Consider the following 20,883-nt stretch of genomic DNA (forward strand, 5'->3'; position numbering starts at 1 on the left):
GGTTTCCTGGGCCCGCAAGGCCGCCCGATGCCGATGCGCGACGCCGAGGTGAACCAGATCCTGAACCGTGTTCAGGAAGGTGAAGAAGCGCCCAAGCTGATGATCAGCTTCGAAGTCGGTGAGAAGGTCAAAGTCAACGACGGCCCGTTCGAGGATTTCGACGGCATGGTCGAAGGTGTGGACGACGAGAACCAGAAGCTGAAGGTTTCGGTTTCGATCTTCGGCCGGGAAACTCCGGTCGAGCTGGATTTCACGCAGGTCACCAAGCAGAGCTGAGGAAACGTTCCTCGAGAATTGAAACGCCGCGATGCCAAGGGCAACGCGGCGTTTTTTGTTTGGGTATTCGCTGAAAACGTATCGACCTATTGCGCCTGAACCATGGCCGCGCGCAAAAGTTGCGGGCGGTCGGTCTGCGAGGGCAGGAACACAGCCTGCGATCCGGCATCCAGCGCCGAAAGGCTTGCGTCATACCATTGCATCGCAAGATCGCGACGTTTCTGCACGCCGAAACCTTCGCGCAGATGGTGACCAATCAGCTCGCCATAGGCGGGCTCACCCATTGCGACCAGCATCAGGGCAGACCCAACCGCGGCATCCATGTTGTCCTGACGATAGCCGATCGCCAGGCAGACCTTGCTTGTCGCGGCAAGATCTTGGGGGCTTAGGCCCGAGTCCAGCGCCAGCTTGCGCATCTGGGTTTCAGCCTCGGTTTTCGAGTTGATAGACAGAGCGTCAACCTGAGGTGCCACCATTTCACCATACGAGTCGCATTGGGCACTCACCTGCTCTGGCGTCAGTCCCTGGATATCCTGAATCAGATCTTCACCGCGCGCCATCGCGTAGCTGCGGGCAAGGCAGAACTGTTCGCTGAGCGCAAAGTCGGGATCCGACATATTCGCCAGGGTCGTATAGCCGCCATTGGTAGATGTTTGCAGCATGACTCCGCTACAGCGATTGGCCAGCGACGGGCCTCCGGTGCCGCCGGAAAACAGGCTTGGCAGGCTGGCAGACGTAGTTTCGGTTGTCTCGGGTTCGGGTTCTTGTGGTGTCGCAACCGGAACAGGTTGTACCGGGGCGGCTTGTGTCGGCGCCTGAGGGGCAGCAGCCAAAGCAGACCCCGTTTGCACCTGACGGCGATACGCCATCAAAAGCGGTTGACCCGCAAGTTGAGTCGTCGCCTGTCCACCGCTTGTGGCCCAATAATAGGCCTGCATCAGAAAGTCATACTGATAGGGCTGAAAATCATAGCCGTTTACAGGATAACCCATCGAGGCCTGATAGCGCTCGATTGCGGACCGGGTGCCGCGACCGACCTGCCCATCGACCCTTCCTGCATTGTACCCGAAGTAATTGAGCGCGGTCTGGGTTTGCGCGCCTTGCGTGGTCGATGGAATACCTGACCGATAGGTGCGATTCGATGTGGTTGTTCGCTGAGATTTTTTCTTTTGTTGGTCCTTGCCGATTGCGTAACCAACGATCCCGCCGACGACCGCACCACCAAGAAACTCTCCAGCGTCGGCCCGCGCTGTTTGAGGGATGGCCGCAGCAAGAGAAAAAGCGATGCCAAGAGTTAAAGCCAAACGAAGTATCATAATTAACCTCCACCAATACTCACAATTTTTACGGATTATAGCACGGTCATCCGTGTTGTGGCGAAGCAAGCGCCAATGTCGCGATCAATCGGTGGCAAACTGGTGGTTTTACACGCCTTTGCAGGCTGTTAGAGGGAATCGAAACTACACGGAAACACGCGTGTAGTCACGCAGGCGGCAAGAATCCCCTCAGGGTTTGATTCGGTATTTTCCGATTGGCGCGCCAACCACTTGTCATCCCTCCTGATCCCATGTAAACGCCGCCTCTATCGTCTTCGGGCGAGATTCTCTCGTGGGAGGTTGCCGGGGTCGCGATCCCGGACCGGACCACGCAACATAATCTGGTCAGGGCGCGCCCTGACTTAGTTGAAAGGAAAACCAAATGGCCAAGAAGCTTGCTGGTACAATGAAACTGCAGGTTCCTGCAGGTCAGGCGAACCCGTCGCCGCCAGTTGGTCCGGCGCTGGGTCAGCGCGGCATCAACATCATGGAATTCTGCAAGGCGTTCAACGCCAAGACCGCAGACATGGAGCAAGGCGCACCTTGCCCGACCGTGATCACCTATTATCAGGACAAGTCCTTCACCATGGACATCAAGACGCCGCCCGCGTCTTACTACCTGAAAAAAGCAGCTGGTCTGAAGCCGGTCGGCAAGCGTAACCGCCCCCGTGGCGCGGAAAACCCAGGTCGTGAGACCGTGGCAACCGTGACCTCGAAGCAGGTTCGTGAAATCGCCGAAGCCAAAATGAAAGATCTGAACGCCAACGACGTCGAAGGCGCAATGCAGATCATCCTTGGCTCGGCCCGCTCCATGGGCATCGAGGTGAAGTAAGATGGCAAAACTCGGTAAACGTACCCGCGCTGCGCGCGAAGCTGTCGCTGGCAAGGAAAACCTGTCGGTGGACGAAGCTGTTGCCCTGGTCAAAGCCAACGCAACCTCGAAATTCGACGAGACCATCGAAATCGCACTGAACCTGGGCGTTGACACTCGTCACGCAGACCAGATGGTTCGTGGTGTTGTCGGCCTGCCGAACGGCACCGGTAAAGCGATGCGCGTTGCTGTTTTTGCTCGTGGCCCCAAGGCTGACGAAGCGAAAGAAGCAGGCGCAGATATCGTTGGTGCAGAGGACCTGATGGAAACCATTCAGGGCGGCACCATCGAATTCGATCGCTGCATTGCTACCCCTGACATGATGCCGATCGTTGGCCGTCTGGGTAAGGTTCTGGGTCCCCGCAACCTGATGCCGAACCCCAAAGTTGGCACCGTGACCATGGACGTGAAAGCGGCCGTGGAAGCAGCCAAGGGTGGTGAAGTTCAGTTCAAGGCGGAAAAAGGCGGCGTTGTGCACGCAGGCGTTGGCAAAGCGTCGTTCGACGAAGCCAAGCTGGCCGAAAACGTCCGCGCGTTTGTTTCGGCTGTAGCCAAGGCGAAACCGTCGGGTGCCAAGGGCACCTACATGAAGAAAATCGCGCTGAGCTCGACCATGGGTCCGGGTGTGACAGTGGATGTTGCAGAGGCGTCGGGCGAGTAAGCCCTAACGCATAGCTGTGAAGATTTGATCCCGGGTGGTGCGAACTGCCCGGGATTTTTTTACGATCGGTCAAATGTCGGCAATGTAGCCCAACTCAGCGATCTTGGTTTAGGGCAACGGAATCCCGCATTCTCTTTGAAAAAACTTCAGGACGCGATTTGCGCCCGAAAAACGGAATGTGGCGCTGCCCTTGTTGCTAGAAAATGTTACTGAGTCAGCCCCCCTTTGCGACATAAGACGCACTATCTTTACGTCGTCCTCTGGGCGCGTCGCGATGAACAGTTTACCGCGCGACTCTTGGGCCTGACTAAGCGGAAAAGACTGATCTGCCACGGTTAAACTCGCGTTGCTTGCCCCAGACCTTGTGGCTTTCATACCGATCATCGGTGTAACGGCTTTGCGCCGTGCTGACCCCCACAGGCGGACGACGGCCTCTGCGGTGTCGACGTTACAATTTCCGGAGTTACACTTAAAAGCTTGACAGCTTAGCCCATCTTTTGGCGTTTGGAATTTCGAGACATTCCAGCCTGAAATTGAAGCCTTCTTGAGTACTTGGCCTTCTTGTGCGGATGCCATTCCAGACAGCACTAAGAAGTAGGCAGAAATCAAAATCAATCGCAAAGACTTTTTCCTTTCGAGTGGCTCGCTTTTCGGCAGGGCTTGAGACTTAGTAACGCCGTAGCCGGTGTTATCTTGATTGTGAAGCCAATTGGTGGAAATTGCGATGGCGTGCTACAGCGAAAGTGCAGCGTCAGTGGACTTCAAACCGAATCAAAGAAGCAACTCGTTCGACAAGATTTGTCCGCAAAGTCGTTATTCCTTCGGAAGTTTGTGAGGCTAGGGAAGCGCATAACCAACATACCTCGGATCTGCCTTCCTATTACCCAAATTTACCCCTTGGAAACCCTGCCCATCTGCCCTAAGAAGACCTGCGGAACAAAGCGTGCGATTCGTCGTGCGCTTTGTTTCGTTTCGTCCAAGACGGTGGGTGGGTCCATTCGGCCCCTTAATTCCCTGCCTGAGACGGGTAAGACCAAAGAATTCTGGGGGTCCCACCCTCGGGCGCATTTTGGCCAATCCCGTAACAAGGACCTGAACGCCGGAGCGAAAGCTGCGGCAAATATGAGCCGGGGTGAGGTTTCGCCCCTAACTTGGAGAGAACTGTGGATAGAGCCCAGAAAGAGAAAGTGGTCGAGGAACTCGGCCAAATCTTCGAAAGCTCTGGCGTCGTAGTGGTTGCTCACTACGCCGGTCTGACAGTTGCCGAGATGCAGGACCTTCGCGCACGTGCTCGTGACGCGGGTGGCTCCGTGCGTGTTGCCAAGAACAGGCTCGCCAAAATCGCCCTTGAGGGTAAGCCGTGTGCAAGCATGGCCGACCTGCTGACAGGGATGACCGTTCTGACCTATTCCGAGGATCCCGTGGCAGCAGCCAAGGTGGCCGAGGACTTCGCCAAGGATAACAAGAATTTTGAAATTCTTGGTGGTGCTATGGGTGAGAACGCTCTGGACCGCAAAGGCGTTGAAGCCGTTTCGAAAATGCCGTCTCGCGAGGAGCTTATTGCTTCGATCGTGGGCTGCATTGGCGCACCTGCTTCGAACATCGCCGGCGCGATTGGCGCACCTGCAAGCAATATCGCAAGCATCCTTTCCACCATCGAAGAGAAGGCGGAAGCTGCGTAAGCGGTTGGCACTGAATGATCTGCGTGGGGCATGTGCCCTGACGTTGGAACACACATTGTAAACGGAAAGAGCTGATAAAATGGCTGATCTGAAAGCACTCGCAGAAAGCATCGTGGGTCTGACCCTGCTGGAAGCACAAGAACTGAAAACCATCCTCAAAGACGAATACGGCATCGAGCCCGCAGCTGGCGGCGCCGTAATGGTCGCAGGTGCAGCTGGCGACGCCGGCGGCGCAGCTGAGGAAGAAAAAACCGAATTCGACGTCGTTCTGAAGAACGCCGGCGCATCGAAAATCAACGTCATCAAAGAAGTTCGCGGCATCACCGGTCTGGGCCTGAAAGAAGCCAAGGAACTGGTCGAAGCCGGCGGCAAGATCAAAGAAGGCGTGGACAAAGCAGAAGCAGAAGACGTCAAAGCCAAGCTGGAAGCAGCTGGCGCCGAAGTCGAACTGGCCTAAGCTTGGTCTCAGGTGCATCGCTGATGTGCCGAAAAATTTGGCTGGGTCCGGAGAAATCCGGGTCCAGCCGAACCTGTCTTAGAAAGGGCCTCAAGACGCGAGGCGTTTTCTAAGACACGGTTTTCGGATCGGGAGGCCGCCTTCGGGACGGTGGCCATGAATTGATCCGGACGTGTCGTCTCGATTGTGCAAGATGCCGGGGCCCGACGGTGTCTTTGCCCGCTGAGAACATCGAAAGGTGACATCTGACATGGCTCAAACGTTCCTTGGCCAGAAACGTCTTCGTAAATATTACGGCAAAATCCGCGAAGTGCTGGAGATGCCGAACCTTATTGAGGTCCAGAAATCTTCTTATGATCTTTTCCTGCGCTCCGGCGATGCAGAGCAGCCCACTGACGGCGAAGGCATCAAAGGTGTGTTCCAATCGGTTTTCCCGATCAAGGATTTCAACGAAACCTCCGTTCTGGAATTCGTGAAATACGATCTGGAAAAACCCAAATACGACGTCGAAGAATGTATGCAACGCGACATGACCTACAGCGCGCCGCTGAAGGTTACACTGCGTCTGATCGTGTTCGATGTTGATGAGGATACCGGCGCAAAATCGGTCAAAGACATCAAGGAACAGGATGTCTTCATGGGCGATATGCCTTTGATGACGCCGAACGGCACCTTTGTCGTGAACGGCACCGAGCGTGTTATCGTTTCGCAGATGCACCGTTCGCCCGGCGTGTTCTTTGACCACGACAAAGGCAAGACGCATTCCTCGGGCAAGCTGCTGTTTGCCTGCCGCATCATCCCGTATCGCGGCAGCTGGCTGGACTTCGAGTTCGACGCCAAGGATATCGTGTTCGCCCGGATCGACCGCCGCCGCAAACTGCCTGTGACAACCCTGCTTTATGCGCTGGGGCTGGATCAGGAAGCAATCATGGACGCGTATTACAACACCGTGTCCTACAAGCTGGACAAGAACAAGGGTTGGGTCACGCCGTTCTTCCCCGAGCGTGTGCGTGGCACCCGCCCGACCTATGACCTGATTGACGCGAAATCCGGCGAAGTGATTGCCGAAGCGGGCAAGAAAGTCACTCCGCGCGCGGTCAAAAAGCTGATCGAAGAAGGCGTCGTCACCGACTTGCTGGTCCCGTTCGACAACATCGTCGGCAAGTTCGTCGCCAAGGACATCATCAACGAAGAAAACGGCGCGATCTATGTCGAAGCCGGTGATGAACTGACCCTGGAATACGACAAAGATGGCGACCTGATCGGTGGCACCGTCAAGGAACTGATCGATTCGGGCATTACCGACATCCCGGTTCTGGACATCGACAACGTCAATGTTGGTCCGTACATGCGCAACACCATGGCTCAGGACAAGAATATGAGCCGCGAAACTGCGTTGATGGACATCTATCGCGTCATGCGCCCGGGCGAGCCGCCCACCGTCGAGGCTGCGTCGGCCCTGTTCGACACCCTGTTCTTCGACAGCGAGCGCTATGATCTGTCCGCCGTTGGCCGTGTAAAGATGAACATGCGTCTGGCTCTGGATGCGCCGGACACCCTGCGCACCCTGCGTCGCGAAGACATCGTGGCCTGCATCAAGGCGCTGGTGGAACTGCGTGACGGCAAAGGCGACGTGGACGATATCGACCACCTCGGCAACCGTCGTGTGCGTTCGGTCGGCGAGCTGATGGAAAACCAGTACCGCGTCGGTCTGCTGCGTATGGAGCGCGCGATCAAAGAGCGTATGTCGTCGGTCGAGATCGACACCGTCATGCCGCAGGACCTGATCAACGCGAAACCCGCTGCTGCTGCTGTGCGCGAATTCTTCGGCTCGTCGCAGCTGTCGCAGTTCATGGACCAGACCAACCCGCTGTCGGAAGTCACCCACAAACGCCGTCTCTCGGCGCTTGGCCCCGGTGGTCTGACGCGTGAACGTGCGGGCTTTGAAGTGCGCGACGTACACCCGACCCACTATGGCCGGATGTGCCCGATTGAAACGCCGGAAGGCCCGAACATTGGTCTGATCAACTCGCTGGCCACTTTCGCCCGCGTGAACAAGTATGGCTTCATCGAAACACCTTACCGCGTCGTCAAGGACGCCGAGGTGACCGATGAGGTTCACTACATGTCCGCGACCGAGGAAATGCGTCACACCGTGGCGCAGGCGAACGCGACGCTGGACAAGAACGGCAAGTTCATCAACGATCTGGTTTCGACCCGTCAGGCCGGTGACTACACGCTTGCCCCGCGCGAGAATGTGGACCTGATCGACGTGTCGCCGAAACAGCTGGTCTCGGTTGCTGCATCGCTGATCCCGTTCCTCGAAAATGACGACGCCAACCGCGCTCTGATGGGCTCGAACATGCAACGTCAGGCGGTTCCGCTGCTGCGCGCCGAAGCGCCGCTGGTCGGGACGGGCATCGAGGAAAAGGTTGCGATCGACTCGGGTGCTGCGATTCAGGCGAAACGCGCCGGTATCATCGACCAGGTCGATGCCCAGCGTATCGTTATCCGCGCCACCGAGGATCTGGAACTGGGCGACGCTGGCGTTGACATTTATCGTCTGCGCAAGTTCCAGCGTTCGAACCAGAATACCTGCATCAACCAGCGTCCGCTGATCAAGGTGGGTGACACCGTCCAGAAGGGCGAGGTCATTGCCGACGGTCCGTCGACCGATATGGGTGAACTGGCGCTGGGTAAGAACGTGGTCGTCGCGTTCATGCCGTGGAACGGTTACAACTACGAAGACTCGATCCTGATCTCGGAACGTATCGCGCGTGATGACGTCTTTACCTCGGTTCACATCGAGGAATTCGAAGTTGCGGCCCGTGACACCAAGCTGGGCCCGGAAGAGATCACCCGCGACATCCCGAACGTCGGTGAAGAAGCGCTGCGCAACCTCGACGAGGCTGGCATCGTTTACATCGGTGCGGATGTTGAGCCGGGCGATATTCTGGTCGGCAAGATCACTCCGAAGGGCGAAAGCCCGATGACTCCGGAAGAAAAGCTGCTGCGCGCCATCTTTGGTGAAAAAGCATCTGACGTGCGCGACACCTCGCTGCGCGTGAAGCCGGGTGATTACGGTACGGTCGTTGAGGTTCGCGTCTTCAACCGTCACGGCGTCGAGAAAGACGAGCGTGCGCTGCAGATCGAGCGTGAGGAAGTCGAACGTCTGGCCCGTGACCGGGACGACGAGCTGGCGATCCTTGACCGCAACATCTATGCGCGACTGCAAGGTCTGATCCTTGGTAAAACCGCTGTCAAAGGCCCGAAAGGCGTCAAGGCTGGGTCGGTGATCACCGAGGAGCTGCTGGAAACCCTGACTCGTGGTCAGTGGTGGCAGCTGGCGCTGGAAGACGAGAAGGACGCACAGATCGTCGAGGCTCTGAACGAGCAGTACGAAGTGCAAAAGCGTGCTCTGGACGCTCGTTTCGAAGACAAAGTCGAGAAAGTCCGCCGTGGCGACGACCTGCCGCCGGGTGTGATGAAGATGGTCAAAGTCTTCATCGCCGTGAAGCGCAAGTTGCAGCCGGGCGACAAGATGGCCGGTCGTCACGGGAACAAAGGTGTGATCTCCAAGGTTGTTCCGATGGAAGACATGCCGTTCCTGGCCGATGGTACCCCGGTTGACTTCTGTCTGAACCCGCTGGGTGTGCCTTCGCGTATGAACGTTGGTCAGATCCTTGAAACCCACATGGGTTGGGCTGCACGCGGTCTGGGTCTGAACATCGATGAAGCTCTGGGTGAATACCGCCGTTCCGGCGACCTGACCCCGGTGCGCGAGGCGATGAAGCTGGCCTATGGCGAAGATGTCTACGAAGAAGGCATCACCGGCATGGACGAGGAAACGCTGGTCGAAGCAGCGGGCAACGTGACCCGCGGTGTTCCGATTGCAACCCCGGTCTTTGACGGTGCCAAAGAGGCTGACGTCAACGACGCGTTGGTGCGTGCGGGCTTCTCGGAAAGCGGTCAGTCGGTTCTGTTCGACGGTCGTACGGGCGAGCAATTTGCGCGTCCGGTGACCGTGGGCATCAAGTACCTGCTGAAACTGCACCACCTTGTGGACGACAAGATCCACGCGCGTTCGACCGGGCCCTACAGCCTGGTTACCCAGCAGCCGCTGGGCGGTAAGGCGCAGTTCGGTGGTCAGCGCTTTGGTGAGATGGAAGTCTGGGCTCTGGAAGCTTACGGCGCCGCCTACACCCTGCAAGAGATGCTGACGGTGAAGTCGGATGACGTTGCCGGCCGGACCAAGGTCTATGAGTCGATCGTCAAGGGCGAGGATAACTTTGAAGCGGGCGTACCGGAATCGTTCAACGTTCTGGTGAAAGAAGTCCGCGGCCTCGGCCTGAATATGGAACTCCTGGATGCGGAGGTTGAGGAATAGGTCTGACGTGTGATGCCAATTTGGCTTGCATATCTGGGTTTCCCGATTGGATTGGCGTTGCTCGCCGCAGCAGTTTGGAAACCCGATGCCGCAAGCCCTTGGTATGATCCAGAAAGACCAAAAGCCTTAGTCTGGGGCGTAATCATCTTAGCTACTGCCCTAGACGCCGCAATCTTTGGATATTTACCCATTTGGGGAGAATAAAATGAACCAGGAAATCACCAACAACCCGTTCAACCCGCTGACGCCCCCGAAGGTTTTCGACGAGATCAAGGTCTCGCTGGCGTCGCCCGAGCGAATCCTGTCTTGGTCCTATGGCGAGATCAAGAAACCCGAAACCATCAACTACCGGACGTTCAAGCCTGAACGTGACGGCCTGTTCTGCGCGCGTATCTTTGGCCCGATCAAAGACTACGAATGTCTGTGCGGCAAATATAAGCGGATGAAGTATCGCGGCGTTGTCTGCGAGAAATGCGGTGTGGAAGTCACCCTTCAGAAAGTCCGCCGCGAGCGTATGGGCCACATCGAACTGGCCGCGCCTGTTGCGCATATCTGGTTCCTGAAATCGCTGCCGTCCCGCATCGGTCTGATGTTGGACATGACGCTGCGCGATCTGGAACGCGTGCTGTACTTTGAAAACTATGTCGTTATCGAGCCCGGTCTGACCGACCTGACCTACGGCCAGATGCTGACCGAAGAAGAGTACATGGACGCGCAGGATGCCTATGGCATGGACGCGTTCACCGCGAATATCGGTGCCGAAGCCATCCGCGAGATGCTGGCCCAGATCGATCTGGAAGCCGAAGCCGAGCAGCTGCGCGCTGATCTGGCCGAAGCGACCGGTGAACTGAAGCCCAAGAAGATCATCAAGCGTCTGAAGGTTGTTGAATCCTTCCTCGAGTCGGGCAACCGGCCCGAGTGGATGGTGATGACCGTGATCCCGGTCATTCCGCCGGAACTGCGTCCGTTGGTTCCGCTGGATGGTGGCCGTTTCGCGACTTCGGATCTGAACGATCTGTATCGCCGGGTCATCAACCGGAACAACCGTCTGAAGCGTCTGATCGAACTGCGCGCACCTGATATCATCGTCCGTAACGAAAAGCGGATGCTGCAGGAATCCGTTGACGCTCTGTTCGACAACGGCCGCCGTGGCCGCGTGATCACCGGCGCCAACAAGCGTCCGCTGAAATCGCTGTCGGACATGCTGAAAGGCAAGCAGGGCCGCTTCCGCCAGAACCTTCTGGGGAAACGCGTCGACTTCTCGGGCCGTTCGGTCATTGTGACCGGTCCGGAACTCAAGCTGCACCAGTGTGGTCTGCCCAAGAAGATGGCGCTGGAGCTGTTCAAGCCGTTCATCTACTCGCGCCTTGAAGCCAAAGGTCTGTCTTCGACCGTGAAACAGGCGAAGAAACTGGTCGAGAAAGAGCGTCCCGAAGTGTGGGATATCCTCGATGAGGTGATCCGCGAGCACCCTGTCATGCTTAACCGTGCGCCGACGCTGCACCGTCTTGGCATTCAGGCGTTCGAACCAGTCCTGATCGAAGGCAAGGCGATCCAGCTGCACCCGCTGGTCTGTTCGGCCTTCAACGCCGACTTCGACGGTGACCAGATGGCCGTTCACGTCCCGCTGAGCCTTGAGGCCCAGTTGGAAGCCCGTGTTCTGATGATGTCGACCAACAACGTTCTGTCGCCTGCAAACGGCGCGCCGATCATCGTTCCGTCGCAGGATATGATCCTGGGTCTGTACTATGTGTCGCTGGAACGTGCCGGCATGCCGGGCGAAGGCAAGGTCTTTGGGTCGATCGACGAAGTTCAGCACGCGCTGGACGCGGGTGAGGTGCATCTGCACTCGAAAATCACCGCGCGGATCACCCAGATCGACGAGGAAGGCAACGAAGTTCAGAAGCGTTTCGAAACCACTCCAGGCCGTCTGCGTCTGGGTGCGTTGCTGCCGATGAACAACAAGGCGCCGTTCGAGCTGGTCAACCGCCTGCTGCGGAAGAAAGAAGTGCAGCAGGTGATCGACACCGTCTACCGTTACTGCGGTCAGAAAGAGTCGGTTATCTTCTGTGACCAGATCATGTCGATGGGCTTCAAAGAAGCGTTCAAGGCGGGCATCTCGTTCGGTAAAGACGACATGGTCATTCCGGACGACAAGTGGGGTATCGTCGATGACACCCGCAGCCAGGTGAAAGACTTTGAACAACAGTACATGGACGGCCTGATCACTCAGGGCGAAAAGTACAACAAGGTTGTCGATGCCTGGTCGAAGTGTAACGACCGCGTGACCGAGGCGATGATGAGCACCATCTCGGACGTCGCCAAGGCCGAAGACGGGTCGGACATGGAGCCGAACTCGGTCTACATGATGGCCCACTCCGGTGCGCGTGGCTCGGTCACTCAGATGAAACAGCTGGGCGGCATGCGCGGCCTGATGGCCAAGCCGAACGGTGACATCATCGAGACGCCGATCATCTCGAACTTTAAAGAAGGTCTGACCGTTCTCGAGTACTTCAACTCGACCCACGGTGCCCGTAAGGGTCTGTCGGATACCGCTCTGAAGACGGCGAACTCGGGTTACCTGACCCGCCGTCTGGTGGACGTGGCGCAAGACTGTATCGTTCGTGAGATCGACTGTGGCACCGAGCGTGCGATCACCGCCGAAGCAGCCGTGAACGACGGTGAGGTTGTCGCCTCGCTGGCCGAACGTGTGCTGGGCCGTGTCGCTGCTGACGACGTTCTGCGTCCGGGTACGGATGAGGTGATCGTGGCCGCTGGTCAGCTGATCGACGAACGTATGGCCGACACCATCGACGAAGCCGGTGTTCAGTCGATGCGCATCCGCTCGCCTCTGACCTGTGAGTCCGAGGAAGGCGTCTGTGCGACCTGCTATGGTCGTGACCTTGCACGCGGTACCATGGTGAACACAGGTGAGGCTGTCGGCATCATCGCGGCTCAGTCGATCGGTGAACCCGGTACACAGCTGACCATGCGGACCTTCCACATCGGTGGTGTTGCACAAGGTGGTCAGCAGTCGTTCCAGGAAGCCAGCCAAGCAGGTGTCGTATCCTTCGAGAACCCGCAGATTCTGGTCAACGCAGCAGGCGAAAGCCTTGTCATGGGCCGGAACATGAAGCTGGTGATCAAGGACGAACACGGCGAAGAGCGTGCCAGCCACAAGCTGGGCTACGGCTCCAAGCTGTTCGTCAAGGAAGGCACCAAGGTGGCCCGCGGCGACAAGCTGTTCGAATGGGATCCCTACACTCTGCCGATCATCGCCGAGAAAGCCGGTACCACCAAATACGTCGACCTGGTTTCGGGCCTTGCTGTCCGTGACGAGACCGACGAAGCAACCGGCATGACCCAGAAGATCGTGATCGACTGGCGCGCCGCCCCCCGTGGCAGCGACCTGAAGCCCGAGATCATTCTGGTCGGTGACGATGGCGAACCGGTCCGCAACGATGCGGGCAACCCGGTTCACTATCCGATGTCGGTGGATGCGATCCTGTCGGTCGAAGATGGCCAGAAGATCGAGGCCGGCGACGTTGTTGCGCGTATTCCGCGTGAAGGTGCCAAGACCAAGGACATCACCGGTGGTCTGCCGCGTGTGGCCGAACTGTTCGAAGCCCGACGTCCGAAAGATCACGCGATCATCGCAGAAGCCGATGGTTACGTGCGCTTTGGCCGCGACTACAAGAACAAGCGCCGCATCAGCATCGAACCGGCGGATGAGTCGATGGAAACGATCGAGTATATGGTTCCCAAGGGCAAACATATCCCGGTCGCGGAAGGTGACTTTATCCAGAAAGGCGAATACCTGATGGATGGTAACCCGGCCCCGCATGACATCCTGTCCATTATGGGTGTCGAAGCGCTGGCGGATTACATGATCGACGAGGTGCAGGACGTGTATCGTCTGCAGGGCGTGAAGATCAACGACAAGCACATCGAAGTCATCGTGCGCCAGATGTTGCAGAAGTGGGAGATCCTGGATTCAGGCGACACCACCCTGCTGAAAGGCGAGCATGTCGACAAGCAGGAGTTCGACGCGGCCAACGAGAAGACCATCGCCCGCGGTGGTCGTCCGGCACAAGGCGAGCCGATCCTGCTGGGGATCACCAAAGCCTCGCTGCAAACGCGCTCGTTCATCTCGGCGGCGTCGTTCCAGGAGACCACCCGCGTGCTGACCGAAGCTTCGGTTCAGGGCAAGAAGGACAAGCTGGTCGGCCTGAAAGAGAACGTCATCGTAGGTCGCCTGATCCCCGCCGGTACCGGTGGGGCAACTCAGGCCGTCCGCCACATCGCGCAGTCGCGTGACAACGTGGTGATCGAAGCCCGCCGGGAAGAGGCCGAAGCGGCCGCTGCTCTGGCTGCGCCGATCATGGATGATGATCTGGTCGGGGACGAGCTGGACGTGCTGGTGGAAACACCCGAAAGCCGCGAATAACCCGCGTCATTCAGAACCAATAAAGGCCCTGCGATTTCGTGGGGCCTTTTTTTGTTGCCGCTCCAGGTACGCAATTGTGAACCGTCGTGACAGAGCACAGCCTTTGGCGCGATTGCATCAGGCTTGTAGTTCTGCAATCGGTGGTTTAGCGCTGTATTGTGTTTTCGGATAATTTTGAGCTGAACAATGGACACCAAAGGCAACTCCTTCGAGGACCGTGTGGCGCGGATCAAGAAGCGTTCGGAAGAAAACACACGCAAGTCGCCTCTGCCTCGAACCGAGAGTATCTGGCAACGTCTGGGTTATCCCGCTGCGTTTCTGGGGGCTTTTATACTGGGTGTTTGCGCGGTGTTCCTGTCCCGCCTGATTCAATATCAATCGGTTGGCATTCCGGTGCCCGGCAAGGTTGGAACACAGGATTTTGTAAGCCTCGGCCTCGCAGGCGGGGCCTGCATCATGGTTATGCTGTTTCTGAAAGGTAAACTGCGAGAGTTCGCCGGGGCGCTCACGGTTGGCGCGTTGGTGACGACCTTTTCCTTTCATAATTTCGTTTGGAAATATCCTGTGTTTTTCGAACTTGTATACGGGGAAGACTGGGTTGAGTTTGTAAAAGACACGACAGAGCCTTCCAGCCTGAATCTGTTCGGGACCATCCTCCCATTCGGTTGATGATCTCTGTACCCCTTGGTGCGTTATTGACATCCAGCCCGACTCGGCGGCCAATGCGAGGCGATCAATTGCCCCGGAGCCCAAAGCAGTATGACTCCAAACACCAAAGGCGCTTTGCTGATGATGGGCAGCATGGCGGCATTTACCCTGAACGACACGCTGGTAAAGGTTGCTTTGCAGGATCTGCCATTGTTTCAGTTGGTGGCCATGCGCGGGTTCCTGGCTGTATTTCTGATCTATGTACTTGCCCGGTACCTGGGCACGTTGCATCTGAATTTTTCGCGCCATGACAAGTGGCTGGTTGCACTGCGCTGCCTTGCAGAGCTGGCGACGACATTCTTTTTCCTGACGGCGCTGAAGAACATGCCGCTTGCCAATGTTACGGCCATTCTTCAGGCATTGCCTCTTACGGTAACATTGGGCGCTGCTTTGGTTTTTTCCGAACAGGTTGGTTGGCGGCGCGCTTTGGCAATCGCCGTGGGTTTTGTCGGAATGCTGCTGATCGTAAGACCCGGGCCAGAGGGTTTCAGCGTGTATTCCATCTATGCGCTGGTTGCAGTGGCTTCGATTACAGTTCGGGACCTCATCACGCGACGCATGTCAGCCGACGTGCCGTCAATGCTGGTTACGCTGGCCACGTCGGTTTCCATTGCAGGGGCTGCTGCAATAGCCTCGGTTTTCGAAGGATGGGTTGCGGTTTCGGCAACGGCGTGTTCCCTGGTCGCGGCGGCGGCCGTGTTTGTGCTGCTTGGCTATTTGTTCAGTGTCATGGTCATGCGTCAGGGAGATGTCGGCTTCGTTGCACCGTTCAGGTATTCCAGCCTGATCTGGGCGCTCGGGCTGGGTTGGGTCGTGTTTGACGAATGGCCTGACAGCCTGACGATGCTGGGTGCGGTGCTGATCGTGGGCGCCGGTCTGTTCACGTTGTTCCGGGCACGTAAGCGTCAGGGCTTGGCGTGAAGCCGTCTGACCATGTCCGGATCAATTGCGAAGCGGGTTTGAAACTCAAGCTCCTGCTGCCGGGTAAGAGGGGTGAGCTCGACATCCGTGTTTCTGGTTCGTGGTGAGTCATTGAACCGGTTCAATCCCCGTACCCACATCGGACTATCGGGTCGGGTCACAACGGGCATCGCGCGGTTGATCCTGTTATGGGCGAAATTCATGATCGATTTCTGCTGCCCGCCCCGCACGTACATTCCCAGACCGGCAGTGATCAACGGGCGATGCACGCGCGTGGCCTGTATCCCCTCGGAATTGGCGCGGGCCAGATAACCGCAGTTGAAGTCAACGGCGACCATCGCGTGCCTTTCGAACAAGCCGACACATTCCCTGACACAGCCCCGGAACCGCTCGACAAAATCCACAGCCACTGCATCATCATCGTCGTGGCGAAACTGAAGGCAGGGTTGGTCGGGATCGTTCCGTGCCGAATTCAGGACATTCTGCATGACTTTTCTGTGCCGCCCCGGAGGTTTTGCGACTATGCGCGCCTGTTTCAGCCCACCGGTCAGATCGTTGAGGCGGTCAAAAGCCGGTTTCGGCAGGCAGTCGCCAACCAAGATCACCAACTGGAAATCTTCGTCGGACTGTTTTTTGAAACCGGGCAGGGCGACCGTCTCGAACAGGCGAAACCGTTCTTCCAACCTGTCGTGCTGGTACAGGAATTGCCGTCTTTCTTCGACACTCTCGTGAGTTGTCTGAAAGCCGCCTATTGCGGGATAGGAAAACCGGCAAAGGCCAATGACCTGCATCTTCTCAACGCGCCGCATATCTGGCCTTGAACGCGTCAGGGTCGATCGAGAACCGTACCCGCAAGTCTTCTGCCTGCTCAGGCGTGAAAGGAGGTAGCTCACTGGTATCTTTGCGCGCGTGGTCCGAGTCGTTGTACGCGTGAAGCATCCTTACCCACATCGGCGTGTCCGGATAGCTGACCACGGGCATGAACCGGGCGAGCCTGTTGTGCAACCGGTCAAAGATTGTCCGCCTGCTGCCGGCTTGAACATACATGCCCAGACCAACACCCAGCAGCGACCGATAGACCCGAGCGGCCCGAATTCCGCAGGCCTCGCGCCGGGCGATGTAACCTTGATTGAAATCTATTCCGACGGACTCGCTCTGCTGCATCAGCCCTGTGTTTTCGGCAACAGCAGCGCGGAGGCGTTCTATGAAATCAACGGAAACGGCGTCATCGTCATCATGGCGAAACTGCACGCAGGGCTGATTCGAATCCGCGCGGGCGGTGTTCAGCACCTCTCGTACAATCTGCTTATGATCCCCGGGTTCTTTTGCTATGATACGGATCTGTTTGATCCCGGCGGTCAGGTCGCGCAGCCGGTCCGCATGAATCTGAGGCAGGCACGTCCCGGTCAAAACACACAACTCGAACATCTCATCAGTCTGGGTGCGAAAACCGGGCAGGGTGATCGCCTCGAAAAGACGAAAGCGTTCTTCCAACCGGTCGGGGGCATACAGAAATTGCCTTTGCTCTTCGATCGTATCCCGGTTCAGCCGAAAACCGCCGGTTGCGGGATAGGAAAACCGGCAAAGGCCAATCACTTGCATCTGTAATCCATCAGCAGATATTCGACCCGACTATGCCCTTGCCGCGGTTCAGCCGCAACCGGGCTGGCGGCGCGCAGGAATGGCAATCCTACAGGCTGCATTCAACGCGCGCGCCGGGGCGCCGGTATCGTGCTGTTGACACTTGGGACGACTCCCCCTATACGCGCGTCATCTCGGTACCGGGGGCCGCCCCGTAGCCGATTCCAGTAATGAACTGGTCAAGGCCCGGACAATTTTGCAGTTCGCGCCCTCTGAGAACCAACCGCGACGTTCACCTCGGAATGGGAACGCTCGTGGGTTTTGCGCTTGTGGACGCATAAGTGCAGCGAAGTTAGCCGCACGCAGCCCGCGTGCATGTCATGTGTGTTGCAAAACGGGGAAGAAACCGGAATGCCAACTATTCAACAGCTGATCCGCAAACCGCGGCAGCCCAAAGTAAAACGCTCGAAGTCCATGCACCTGGAGCAGTGCCCGCAGAAACGCGGCGTCTGCACACGTGTTTACACCACCACACCGAAGAAACCGAACTCGGCTATGCGTAAGGTTGCCAAGGTGCGCCTGACCAACGGGTTCGAGGTCATCTCGTACATCCCCGGTGAAAGCCACAACCTTCAGGAACACTCGGTTGTTCTGATCCGTGGCGGCCGTGTGAAAGACCTTCCCGGTGTGCGTTACCACATCCTGCGCGGTGTTCTGGATACTCAGGGCGTCAAAGACCGTAAGCAACGCCGTTCGAAATACGGCGCGAAGCGTCCCAAGTAAGAAGGAGAGGCTGATATGTCACGTCGTCACGCCGCCGAAAAACGCGAAGTCCTGCCTGACGCCAAGTTTGGCGATAAGGTTCTGACCAAATTCATGAACAACCTGATGATCGATGGCAAGAAGTCGGTCGCCGAGCGCATCGTCTACAACGCCTTCGACCGCGTTGAGAACAAGATCAAGCGCGCGCCCGTCGAAGTGTTCCACGAAGCACTCGACAACATCAAACCGTCGGTCGAGGTTCGCTCGCGCCGGGTTGGTGGTGCAACCTATCAGGTTCCGGTCGAAGTCCGCCCCGAGCGCCGCGAAGCACTGGCCATCCGCTGGCTGATCACCGCTGCGCGCGGCCGCAATGAAAACACCATGGAAGAACGCCTCGCCGGTGAACTGCTGGACGCTGTACAGTCCCGCGGTACCGCCGTGAAGAAGCGCGAAGACACCCACAAGATGGCCGAGGCGAACAAAGCCTTCAGCCATTACCGTTGGTAATCCCAGAGGCTTATCCAAATGGCACGCGAATATCCGCTCGAACTATACCGTAACTTCGGTATCATGGCGCACATCGACGCAGGTAAGACTACCTGCTCGGAGCGTATCCTGTATTACACTGGTAAATCCCACAACATCGGTGAGGTGCACGATGGTGCAGCCACCATGGACTGGATGGAGCAGGAGCAGGAACGCGGCATCACCATCACTTCGGCTGCGACCACCACTTTCTGGGAACGCACCGAAGACGGTCAGACCGCCGATACCCCAAAGCACCGCCTGAACATCATCGACACCCCCGGCCACGTTGACTTCACCATCGAAGTTGAACGCTCGCTGGCGGTTCTCGACGGTGCCGTCTGCGTTCTGGACGCAAACGCCGGTGTTGAGCCCCAGACCGAAACCGTGTGGCGTCAGGCTGACCGCTACAAGGTTCCGCGTATGGTTTTCGTCAACAAGATGGACAAGATCGGCGCAGACTTCTTCAACTGCGTTCGCATGATCGAAGACCGCACCGGCGCACGTGCTGTTCCGGTTGGTATCCCGATCGGCGCCGAATCCGAGCTGGAAGGTCTGATCGACCTGGTCACCATGGAAGAATGGCTGTGGCAGGGCGAGGACCTGGGCGCAAGCTGGGTCAAGGCTCCGATCCGCGACAGCCTGAAAGACATGGCTGACGAATGGCGCGGCAAGATGGTCGAAGCGGCCGTCGAGCAAGACGACGACGCCATGATGGAATACCTGGAAGGCAATGAGCCCGACGTTCCGACCCTGCGCAAACTGCTGCGCAAGGGCACGCTGGCGCTGGACTTCGTTCCGGTTCTGGGTGGGTCTGCGTTCAAGAACAAAGGCGTTCAGCCGCTGCTCAACGCTGTGATCGACTATCTGCCCAGCCCGCTGGACGTTGTCGATTACATGGGCTTCAAACCCGGTGACGAAGAAGAAGTTCGTGACATCGCCCGCCGTGCTGATGACAACATGGCCTTCTCGGGCCTGGCGTTCAAAATCATGAACGACCCCTTCGTCGGTTCGCTGACCTTCACCCGGATTTATTCGGGTGTGCTGAACAAGGGTGACTCGATCCTGAACTCGACCAAAGGCAAGAAAGAGCGCATCGGTCGTATGATGATGATGCATTCGAACAACCGGGAAGAGATCGAAGAAGCGTTTGCAGGCGACATCATCGCGCTGGCGGGTCTGAAAGACACCACCACCGGTGACACCCTGTGTGATGCGAAGGATCCGGTTGTTCTGGAAACCATGACCTTCCCCGATCCGGTGATCGAGATCGCGGTTGAGCCCAAAACTAAGGGCGACCAGGAGAAAATGTCTCAGGGTCTGGCCCGTCTGGCCGCCGAAGACCCGTCCTTCCGCGTGGAAACCGACCTGGAATCGGGTCAGACCATCATGAAGGGCATGGGCGAACTTCACCTGGACATCCTGGTGGACCGTCTCAAGCGCGAGTTCAAGGTTGAAGCGAACATCGGTGCACCGCAGGTGGCCTATCGTGAAACCATCTCGATGCCGGTCGAGCACACCTACACCCACAAGAAACAGTCGGGTGGTTCGGGTCAGTTCGCCGAAGTCAAGCTGGAGATCCAGCCCACCGAGGCAGGCGAAGGTTACTCGTTCGAAAGCCGCATCGTTGGTGGTGCCGTTCCGAAGGAATACATCCCCGGTGTTGAAAAAGGCATCAACTCGGTCATGGACAGCGGCCCACTGGCTGGCTTCCCCGTGATCGACTTCAAGGTTGCCTTGCTGGACGGTAAGTTCCACGACGTTGACTCGAGCGTTCTGGCGTTCGAAATCGCGGCCCGTATGTGTATGCGTGAAGGCATGCGCAAAGCTGGCGCGAAGCTGCTGGAACCGATCATGAAGGTCGAAGTGATCACCCCGGAAGAATACACCGGCGGTATCATCGGCGACCTGACCTCGCGCCGTGGCCAGGTGTCTGGTCAGGAACCGCGCGGCAACGCAATCGCGATCGACGCGTTCGTTCCGCTGGCGAACATGTTCGGCTACATCAACACTCTGCGTTCGATGTCGTCGGGCCGTGCCCAGTTCACCATGCAGTTCGACCACTATGATCCGGTTCCGCAGAACATCTCGGACGAGATCCAGGCGAAATACGCATAAGCGAAGATTTGAGGGAGCGTGGGTATTACGCTCCCTTCATTACCGAAAAAGGAGGCCATCATGGCAAAGGAAAAGTTTGAGCGTACAAAACCGCACGTCAACATCGGCACGATTGGCCACGTTGACCACGGCAAGACCACGCTGACCGCAGCAATCACCAAGTATTTCGGT

Annotated in this window: 16 protein-coding genes; 13 read left to right on the forward strand and 3 right to left on the reverse strand. The window is 57.6% G+C overall.

Annotated elements, in window-relative coordinates; all coding sequences use genetic code 11:
• The coding region (gene nusG / locus AC2FNN_RS17990; protein WP_496759846.1) for a transcription termination/antitermination protein NusG at positions 1–276 on the forward strand (276 nt) is incomplete at its 5' end.
• Positions 277–362: 86 nt separating this feature from the next.
• Here the strand turns inward: nusG and AC2FNN_RS17995 are convergent.
• Entirely contained in the window at positions 363–1,592 is a 1,230-nt protein-coding gene (locus AC2FNN_RS17995) for a peptidoglycan-binding domain-containing protein (protein WP_496759847.1), read from the reverse strand.
• Between the two features lie 382 nt (positions 1,593–1,974).
• Between AC2FNN_RS17995 and rplK the strand changes: the two genes are divergently transcribed.
• The 8 genes from rplK to AC2FNN_RS18035 all read left to right on the forward strand — a co-directional run bounded on the left by rplK (position 1,975) and on the right by AC2FNN_RS18035 (position 15,726).
• The gene (rplK, locus tag AC2FNN_RS18000; RefSeq protein ID WP_037314971.1) at positions 1,975–2,424 is read left to right on the forward strand and encodes a 50S ribosomal protein L11; all 450 of its coding nucleotides are present in this window, start codon (positions 1,975–1,977) and stop codon (positions 2,422–2,424) included.
• A 1-nt stretch (position 2,425) separates the two neighbouring features.
• Entirely contained in the window at positions 2,426–3,124 is a 699-nt protein-coding gene (gene rplA, locus AC2FNN_RS18005) for a 50S ribosomal protein L1 (protein ID WP_171119843.1), read from the forward strand.
• 1,163 nt (positions 3,125–4,287) lie between these two features.
• The gene (gene rplJ, locus AC2FNN_RS18010; RefSeq protein ID WP_496759848.1) at positions 4,288–4,806 is read left to right on the forward strand and encodes a 50S ribosomal protein L10; all 519 of its coding nucleotides are present in this window, start codon (positions 4,288–4,290) and stop codon (positions 4,804–4,806) included.
• A gap of 79 nt (positions 4,807–4,885) precedes the next feature.
• Positions 4,886–5,263 (forward strand): 50S ribosomal protein L7/L12, encoded by a 378-nt coding sequence (rplL, locus tag AC2FNN_RS18015; RefSeq protein ID WP_152459178.1) that lies wholly within the window; start codon positions 4,886–4,888, stop codon positions 5,261–5,263.
• A 250-nt stretch (positions 5,264–5,513) separates the two neighbouring features.
• Positions 5,514–9,650 carry a DNA-directed RNA polymerase subunit beta gene (gene rpoB / locus AC2FNN_RS18020; protein ID WP_496759849.1) on the forward strand — a complete coding sequence of 1,379 codons (4,137 nt, stop codon included), beginning with the start codon at positions 5,514–5,516 and terminating at the stop codon, positions 9,648–9,650.
• 205 nt (positions 9,651–9,855) lie between these two features.
• Positions 9,856–14,097: a DNA-directed RNA polymerase subunit beta' gene (rpoC, locus tag AC2FNN_RS18025; RefSeq protein ID WP_496759850.1), complete on the forward strand. Its 4,242-nt coding sequence runs from the start codon at positions 9,856–9,858 to the stop codon at positions 14,095–14,097.
• A gap of 186 nt (positions 14,098–14,283) precedes the next feature.
• A complete protein-coding gene (locus tag AC2FNN_RS18030; protein ID WP_496759851.1) occupies positions 14,284–14,766 on the forward strand; it encodes a hypothetical protein in 483 nt (160 codons plus the stop codon).
• A 90-nt stretch (positions 14,767–14,856) separates the two neighbouring features.
• The gene (locus AC2FNN_RS18035) at positions 14,857–15,726 is read left to right on the forward strand and encodes a DMT family transporter (protein ID WP_496759852.1); all 870 of its coding nucleotides are present in this window, start codon (positions 14,857–14,859) and stop codon (positions 15,724–15,726) included.
• On the opposite strand, the gene AC2FNN_RS18040 is transcribed toward AC2FNN_RS18035, so the two are convergent.
• Together AC2FNN_RS18040 and AC2FNN_RS18045 are read right to left on the reverse strand one after the other, a co-directional pair.
• Positions 15,711–16,517, reverse strand: a complete 807-nt coding sequence (locus tag AC2FNN_RS18040) for a putative rhamnosyl transferase (protein WP_496759855.1) — start codon at positions 16,515–16,517, stop codon at positions 15,711–15,713. The genes AC2FNN_RS18035 and AC2FNN_RS18040 overlap by 16 nt on opposite strands.
• Positions 16,518–16,521: 4 nt before the next feature.
• Positions 16,522–17,328 carry a putative rhamnosyl transferase gene (locus AC2FNN_RS18045; RefSeq protein ID WP_496759853.1) on the reverse strand — a complete coding sequence of 269 codons (807 nt, stop codon included), beginning with the start codon at positions 17,326–17,328 and terminating at the stop codon, positions 16,522–16,524.
• A gap of 390 nt (positions 17,329–17,718) precedes the next feature.
• Here AC2FNN_RS18045 and rpsL point away from each other — a divergent pair, with 390 nt between their 5' ends.
• The 4 genes from rpsL to AC2FNN_RS18065 form a co-directional block, all read left to right on the forward strand.
• Positions 17,719–18,090, forward strand: coding sequence for a 30S ribosomal protein S12 (gene rpsL / locus AC2FNN_RS18050; protein ID WP_005621086.1), 372 nt, complete (start codon positions 17,719–17,721; stop codon positions 18,088–18,090).
• 15 nt (positions 18,091–18,105) lie between these two features.
• Positions 18,106–18,576, forward strand: a complete 471-nt coding sequence (gene rpsG / locus AC2FNN_RS18055; protein WP_039529242.1) for a 30S ribosomal protein S7 — start codon at positions 18,106–18,108, stop codon at positions 18,574–18,576.
• An 18-nt stretch (positions 18,577–18,594) separates the two neighbouring features.
• A complete protein-coding gene (gene fusA, locus AC2FNN_RS18060; RefSeq protein ID WP_496759854.1) occupies positions 18,595–20,712 on the forward strand; it encodes an elongation factor G in 2,118 nt (705 codons plus the stop codon).
• Between the two features lie 60 nt (positions 20,713–20,772).
• Positions 20,773–20,883 (forward strand): GTP-binding protein (locus AC2FNN_RS18065; RefSeq protein WP_170744588.1); only part of this gene is annotated, 111 nt, incomplete at its 3' end.

Source organism: Ruegeria sp. BHSA118 (assembly GCF_059613405.1).